Below are 7,196 nucleotides of genomic sequence, written 5' to 3'. Positions count from 1 at the left end.
TTAGATTTTTTCTGTCTAACTTTTGGGGTGCAGTACAAATGTGCCTTCTTTTATATATTTTAGTAGAGATTTGGTGTGGTATAATGTTTACAAATGATATAGGAGAAATGATGTGAAAAGAAAATGGTTATTCAAGGATTATTATGACACAACGATTATCATACTTACGTTAATATCCGTTGTTCTTGTCTTGCTTGGATTTGCTGAGATGATTGATTTAGACAATCCTCCATACAGTATTATTGACATACAACTTTGGTTTGTGTTTGTGGTAGATTATGGTTGTCGGTTCTTTTCAAGTAAAGAAAAATGGCGCTTTATTCTTGAAAATATTTTTGATTTATTGGCTATTCTCCCTTTAAATGCTATTTTCATAGTTTTTCGATTAGGGCGTATCTTCCGCTTAGCAAGGATGACAAAATTACTGAAACTGACTCGTTTACTTAGAATAATTGGACTTACAGGTAAATTAGAAAGAAAAATTAGTAGATTCTTACGAACAAATGGCCTGATTTATATCTTATATGTTAATATCTTTATCGTTCTAGTAGGAAGTTCAATTTTATCTGTAGTTGAAGAAAAATCCTTCTCAGATAGTCTCTGGTGGGCTCTTGTAACTGTAACGACAGTTGGTTATGGGGATATTATTCCTACTTCGATTTTTGGTAAATGGTTAGCTGTTTTATTAATGCTTGTCGGTATTGGAACAATAGGAATGTTAACGAGTGCCTTGACGAACTTTTTTGTAAAAGATAATCCAGATGAACAGATAAAACTTGATAAACTCCAAGATGAATTGTCTAGTCAGAGAATGTTACTAGAGAGACAATCCGAGAAGATAGAAGAACTGCATAGAATGATACAAGATTTGATTGAAAAAAGGTAATTTTGACCATTTAAAAACCACTCGATGAGTGGCTTTTTTACAATCCTGCAAAATCTTTGATTTCTTGTGCTGACATTGAAGAGTCGCAACGGACATTGATTTGTCCATCTACAATGTGAACGAAGCCTGGTACAGTTGGAATTCCGTAGCGTGAGCGGAATGCTTGCAACTCATTGAGTTGGCTTGGTTCTTCACTGTTGATGAAGTAGATGTGAGCTTTGGTTTCAGCTACGACACCTGCCAAAGTACCTGCAAATTTACGGCAGTAAGGGCAAGTTTTGCGACCGATAAAGAAGGTTGCAGTTTCTTTCTTATCAAGAGCTTCTTGCGCACGCGCAACTGTAGTGACTTCAAGGTCTTTGATGTTATCTAAAAATTGTTCCATGAGATTACCTCGCTTTCATTGATATGTCTAGTATGCCATAAAGTTTCTAAAATTGCTTAGATTTGATACGAAAAAAAGATGAGATTGGTTGATCTCATCTTTTATAGGACTTTATTTTACAAAAGCATTGATTTCTGCTTCGATATTAGCAATCTTAGCTTGTGATTCTTCGTTTGTTTCACCTACAACTGCAATGTAGAACTTGATTTTTGGTTCTGTACCTGAAGGGCGAACGGCAATCCATGAACCGTCAGCAAGTGTGTATTTCAACACATCACTTGGAGGAGTTGTCAAGTTTGTAACAGTACCGTCAGCAGCAGTAGCAGTTTGAGCTTTGAAATCTTCTACGACAGTGATAGCTGTTGTGTTCCATTCTTTTGGAGCATTGTTGCGGAACTTAGCCATAATCGCTTTGATTTGTTCAGCACCATCGACACCTGAAAGAGTAACAGAGATAGTCTTTTCAGCGTAGTAGCCGTACTCTTTGTAAATTTCTTCGATACCATCAGCAAGGGTCAAACCACGTGAACGGTAGTAGGCAGCAAGTTCAGCAACGACAAGAACAGCTTGGATAGCGTCTTTATCACGTACGAATGGTTTAATCAAGTAACCGAAGCTTTCTTCAAATCCCATCATGTAAGTGTGATTGTGTTTTTCTTCGAATTCTTGGATTTTCTCAGCGATAAATTTGAAACCTGTCAAAACGTTGAACATAGTTGCGCCGTAGCTTTCAGCAATCTTCGTTACCAAATCAGTTGATACGATAGATTTGCAGAGAGCCGCATTTTCAGGAAGAGTTCCTGCGTTTTTGTGGGCTTCCAAGATGTATTTTGCCATGATAGCACCGATTTGGTTACCTGAAAGGTTGAGGTAGCTACCATCTTTTTGAAGAACTTCCACACCAACACGGTCAGCGTCTGGGTCAGTTGCCACAAGAACATCTGCACCAACTTGACGACCAAGTTCTTCAGCAAGAGCAAAGGCTGCTTGGCTTTCTGGATTTGGAGATTTTACAGTTGAGAAGTCTGGGTCAGCAGTTGCTTGCGCTTCAACAACTTGAACAGAGTCAAATCCTGCTTGGGCAAGAGCACGACGAGCCAGCATTTCACCAGTACCATGAAGTGGTGTGTAGACAATCTTCATGTCTTTACCAAATTCTTCAATCAAGGCTGGGTTGATGTTTACGTCCTTAACCTCTTTAAGGTATTCTACGTCAACAGCTTCGCCGATAACTTCAATCAAGCCAGAAGCTTTTTCAGTTTCCACATCAGCAACTTCTACCGCAAATGGATTTTCGATTGCACGGATATAAGTAGTCAAAGCGTCCGCGTCGTGTGGAGGCATTTGTCCACCGTCTTCACCGTAAACCTTGTACCCGTTAAATGGTGCTGGATTGTGGCTAGCTGTGACCATGATACCTGCGAAACAGTTGAGGTGACGAACTGCAAATGAGAGTTCTGGAGTTGGACGAAGGCTTTCAAATACGTAAGATTTGATGCCGTGTTTAGCAAGAACTGCAGCAGATTCAAAGGCAAACTCTGGTGAGAAGTGACGACTATCGTAGGCAATTGCTACACCGCGTTCTTTTTCATTTCCACCTTTTGACTCGATCAAACGAGCCAATCCTTCAGTAGCTTGGCGAACAACGTAGATGTTGATACGGTTTGTACCAGCACCAATCAACCCACGCATACCTGCAGTACCAAATTCAAGGTTTGTATAGAAGGCATCTTCCTTCGTTTTTTCATCCATATTTTCTAAATCTTGACGAAGGTAGTCAGGAAGCTCCGCAAAATCAACCCATTTCTGGTAATTTTCTTGGTAAGACATTGAAATTCTCCTTTTTGTAAATTGTTTTAACCGTTCACATTATAGCACTTTTTAGCGTTTTAGTAAAACCTTAGCATAACTTACATAAAAGTAGTAACATATGCCTGTTTATCAAGTCTTGAATGCCTTAGGGAAACATGCTATACTACTTTTATGATTATTTTACAAGCTAATAAAATTGAACGTTCTTTTGCAGGAGAGGTTCTTTTTGATAATATTAACCTACAAGTTGATGAACGTGATCGGATAGCCCTTGTTGGGAAAAATGGTGCAGGTAAGTCTACTCTTTTGAAGATTTTGGTTGGAGAAGAGGAGCCAACTAGTGGTGAAATCAATAAGAAAAAAGATATTTCTCTGTCTTACCTAGCTCAAGATAGCCGTTTTGAGTCTGAAAATACCATCTACGATGAGATGCTTCATGTCTTTGATGACTTGCGTCGGACTGAGAAACAACTTCGTCAGATGGAGCTGGAGATGGGTGAAAAATCTGGTGAAGATTTGGATAAACTGATGTCAGATTACGACCGCTTATCTGAGAATTTTCGCCAAGCAGGTGGCTTTACCTATGAAGCTGATATACGAGCGATTTTGAATGGATTCAAGTTTGACGAATCTATGTGGCAGATGAAAATTGCCGAGCTTTCGGGTGGTCAAAATACTCGTCTGGCACTTGCCAAAATGCTCCTTGAAAAGCCAAATCTCTTGGTCTTGGACGAGCCAACCAACCACTTGGATATTGAAACTATCGCTTGGCTAGAGAATTACTTGGTAAACTATAGCGGCGCCCTTATTATTGTCAGCCACGACCGTTATTTCTTAGATAAGGTTGCGACAATTACGCTAGATTTGACCAAGCATTCCTTGGATCGCTATGTGGGTAACTACTCTCGTTTTGTTGAGTTAAAGGAGCAAAAGCTAGCTACTGAGGCAAAAAACTATGAAAAGCAACAAAAGGAAATCGCTGCTCTGGAAGACTTTGTCAATCGCAATCTAGTACGTGCTTCGACGACCAAACGAGCCCAATCTCGACGCAAACAACTGGAAAAAATGGAGCGTTTGGACAAACCTGAAGCTGGCAAGAAATCAGCCAACATGACCTTCCAGTCTGAAAAAACGTCGGGCAATGTTGTTTTGACTGTTGAGAATGCAGCTATTGGCTATGATGGGGAAATATTGTCAGATCCTATCAACCTAGACCTTCGTAAGATGAATGCTGTTGCTATTGTTGGACCAAATGGTATTGGCAAGTCAACCTTTATCAAGTCTATTGTGGACCAGATTCCGTTTATCAAGGGAGAAAAGCGATTTGGGGCCAATGTTGAAGTTGGTTACTATGACCAAACCCAAAGCAAGCTAACACCAAGTAATACGGTGCTGGATGAACTCTGGAATGATTTTAAACTGACACCAGAAGTTGAAATCCGTAACCGCCTAGGTGCTTTCCTTTTCTCAGGAGATGATGTTAAAAAATCAGTCGGTATGTTGTCAGGTGGAGAGAAAGCTCGTTTGCTTTTGGCTAAATTGTCTATGGAGAACAACAACTTCCTGATCCTTGATGAGCCGACCAACCACTTGGATATTGATAGCAAGGAAGTGCTAGAAAATGCCTTGATTGACTTTGATGGCACCCTTCTATTTGTTAGCCACGACCGTTACTTTATCAATCGTGTGGCAACTCATGTACTGGAATTGTCTGAGAATGGTTCAACTCTCTATCTTGGAGATTATGACTACTATGTTGAGAAGAAAGCAGAAGTAGAAATGAGCCAGACTGAGGAAGCTTCAACCAGCAATCAAGCAAAAGAAGCAAGCCCAGTTAATGACTATCAGGCTCAGAAAGAAAGTCAAAAAGAAGCCCGCAAACTCATGCGACAAATCGAAAGTCTAGAAGCTGAAATTGAAGAGTTAGAAAGTCAAAGCCAAGCTATTTCTGAACAAATGTTGGAAACAAACGATGCCGACAAACTGATGGAATTGCAGGCTGAGTTGGACAAAATCAGCCATCGTCAGGAAGAAGCTATGCTTGAGTGGGAAGAATTATCAGAGCAGGTGTAAGATTTCTAAGTTATCCGCCCTTCTCGTTTGTGAGGAGGGCTTAGTTTATGGTAAAATGGTTTTATGAATAAAAGAATGAATGAGTTAGTCGCCTTGCTCAATCGCTATGCGACTGAGTACTATACCAGCGATAATCCCTCGGTTTCAGACAGTGAGTATGATCGCCTTTACCGAGAGTTGGTTGAGTTAGAAACTGCCTATCCAGATCAAGTGCTAGCAGACAGTCCGACCCATCGTGTTGGTGGTAAGGTTTTAGATGGTTTTGAAAAATACAGTCATCAGTATCCTCTTTACAGCTTGCAGGATGCTTTTTCACGTGAGGAGCTTGAAGCTTTTGATGCGCGTGTTCGTAAGGAAGTGGCTCATCCAACCTATATTTGTGAGCTTAAAATTGATGGTTTGTCTATCTCGCTGACTTATGAAAAGGGGATTTTGGTTGCTGGGGCAACACGTGGAGATGGTTCTATTGGGGAGAATATCACAGAAAACCTCAAGCGTGTTAAGGACATTCCTTTGACCTTGCCAGAAGAACTAGATATCACAGTTCGTGGGGAATGTTATATGCCACGAGCTTCTTTTGACCAGGTCAACCAAGCTCGCCAAGAAAATGGAGAGCCTGAATTTGCTAATCCTCGTAATGCGGCGGCAGGAACCTTGCGTCAGTTGGATACAGCTGTAGTTGCCAAGCGCAATCTTGCCACATTTCTCTATCAAGAAGCCAGCCCTTCGACTCGTGATAGCCAAGAAAAGGTTTTGAAGCACCTAGAACAGCTTGGTTTTGTGGTCAATCCTAAGCGAATTTTGGCTGAAAACATAGATGAAATCTGGAATTTTATCCAAGAAGTAGGACAAGAACGGGAAAATCTACCTTACGATATTGATGGGGTGGTAATCAAGGTCAACGACCTAGCAGGACAAGAAGAACTCGGCTTTACCGTCAAGGCTCCAAAGTGGGCAGTAGCCTACAAGTTCCCAGCTGAAGAAAAAGAAGCTCAACTACTCTCAGTTGACTGGACAGTTGGCCGTACTGGAGTTGTTACGCCAACTGCAAATCTGACACCTGTTCAGCTAGCTGGTACGACTGTTAGTCGTGCGACCCTGCACAATGTGGATTATATTGCTGAAAAAGATATCCGCAAAGATGATACGGTTATCGTCTATAAGGCTGGGGATATCATCCCTGCTGTTTTACGTGTAGTAGAATCAAAACGAATTTCTGAAGAGAAACTAGATATTCCAACAAACTGCCCAAGTTGTGATTCGAACTTGTTGCACTTTGAAGATGAAGTGGCCCTTCGTTGTATCAATCCGCGTTGCCCTGCCCAAATCATGGAAGGTTTGATTCACTTTGCCTCTCGAGATGCCATGAATATTACAGGCCTTGGTCCATCTATTGTTGAGAAACTTTTCGCTGCCAATTTAGTCAAGGATGTGGCGGATATTTACCGCTTGAAAGAAGAAGATTTCCTCCTTTTAGAGGGGGTTAAGGAAAAGTCCGCTTCTAAACTGTATCAGGCCATTCAAGCATCTAAGGAAAATTCTGCCGAGAAGCTCTTGTTTGGTTTGGGAATTCGTCATGTCGGAAGTAAGGCTAGTCAGCTGTTACTCCAACATTTCCATTCGATTGAAAATCTGGCTCAGGCAGATCCAGAGGAAGTGGCTAGTATTGAAAGTCTAGGTGGTGTAATTGCCAAAAGTCTTCAGACTTATTTTGCGACAGAAGGCTCTGAAATTCTCCTCAGAGAATTAAAAGAAGCTGGGGTCAATCTGGACTATAAAGGTCAGACAGTAGTAGCGGATGCGGCCTTGTCAGGTTTGACAGTTGTATTGACTGGGAAATTGGAACGTCTCAAGCGCTCAGAAGCTAAAAGTAAACTCGAAAGTCTGGGTGCCAAAGTAACAGGCAGCGTTTCTAAAAAGACCGACCTCGTCGTGGCTGGTGCAGATGCTGGAAACAAACTGCAAAAAGCACAAGAACTTGGAATCGAAGTTCGAGATGAAGCTTGGCTAGAAAGTTTGTAATAATCGTTTAAAAACAGA

The 7,196-nt window shown here is 41.1% G+C and carries 5 protein-coding genes; 3 read left to right on the top strand and 2 right to left on the bottom strand.

Annotation, left to right across the window (positions count from 1 at the left end; genetic code table 11):
* Positions 1-112: 112 nt before the first annotated feature.
* The gene (locus JQ841_RS00540) at positions 113-886 is read left to right on the top strand and encodes a potassium channel family protein (RefSeq protein WP_084953863.1); all 774 of its coding nucleotides are present in this window, start codon (positions 113-115) and stop codon (positions 884-886) included.
* Positions 887-923: 37 nt separating this feature from the next.
* On the opposite strand, the gene JQ841_RS00535 is transcribed toward JQ841_RS00540, so the two are convergent.
* Together JQ841_RS00535 and JQ841_RS00530 are read right to left on the bottom strand one after the other, a co-directional pair.
* Complete coding sequence (locus JQ841_RS00535) at positions 924-1,271, bottom strand: thioredoxin (protein ID WP_084953866.1); 348 nt, start codon at positions 1,269-1,271, stop codon at positions 924-926.
* A gap of 111 nt (positions 1,272-1,382) precedes the next feature.
* On the bottom strand, positions 1,383-3,101 hold the full coding sequence (locus JQ841_RS00530) for a phospho-sugar mutase (protein ID WP_084929933.1): 1,719 nt from the start codon (positions 3,099-3,101) through the stop codon (positions 1,383-1,385).
* A gap of 153 nt (positions 3,102-3,254) precedes the next feature.
* On the opposite strand from JQ841_RS00530, the gene JQ841_RS00525 reads away from it, so the two are divergent.
* Together JQ841_RS00525 and ligA are read left to right on the top strand one after the other, a co-directional pair.
* Positions 3,255-5,156, top strand: coding sequence for an ABC-F family ATP-binding cassette domain-containing protein (locus tag JQ841_RS00525; protein WP_203179797.1), 1,902 nt, complete (start codon positions 3,255-3,257; stop codon positions 5,154-5,156).
* A gap of 63 nt (positions 5,157-5,219) precedes the next feature.
* Positions 5,220-7,178, top strand: coding sequence for an NAD-dependent DNA ligase LigA (gene ligA / locus JQ841_RS00520; protein ID WP_203179796.1), 1,959 nt, complete (start codon positions 5,220-5,222; stop codon positions 7,176-7,178).
* The last annotated feature ends 18 nt before the right edge of the window (positions 7,179-7,196 follow it).

The organism is Streptococcus mitis (genome assembly GCF_905187535.1).
GTDB classification, from domain to species: domain Bacteria; phylum Bacillota; class Bacilli; order Lactobacillales; family Streptococcaceae; genus Streptococcus; species Streptococcus mitis_BS.
Note: the sequence above shows the minus strand (reverse complement) of the source record. Positions and strands in the feature narration are given on the sequence as shown.

Excerpts from the sequence above, each read along its gene's own strand:
- ligA (WP_203179796.1), top strand. The coding sequence starts at position 5,220 with ATGAATAAAAGAATGAATGAGTTAGTCGCCTTGCTCAATCGCTATGCG.
- JQ841_RS00530 (WP_084929933.1), bottom strand. The coding sequence starts at position 3,101 with ATGTCTTACCAAGAAAATTACCAGAAATGGGTTGATTTTGCGGAGCTT.
- JQ841_RS00525 (WP_203179797.1), top strand. The coding sequence starts at position 3,255 with ATGATTATTTTACAAGCTAATAAAATTGAACGTTCTTTTGCAGGAGAG.
- JQ841_RS00535 (WP_084953866.1), bottom strand. The coding sequence starts at position 1,271 with ATGGAACAATTTTTAGATAACATCAAAGACCTTGAAGTCACTACAGTT.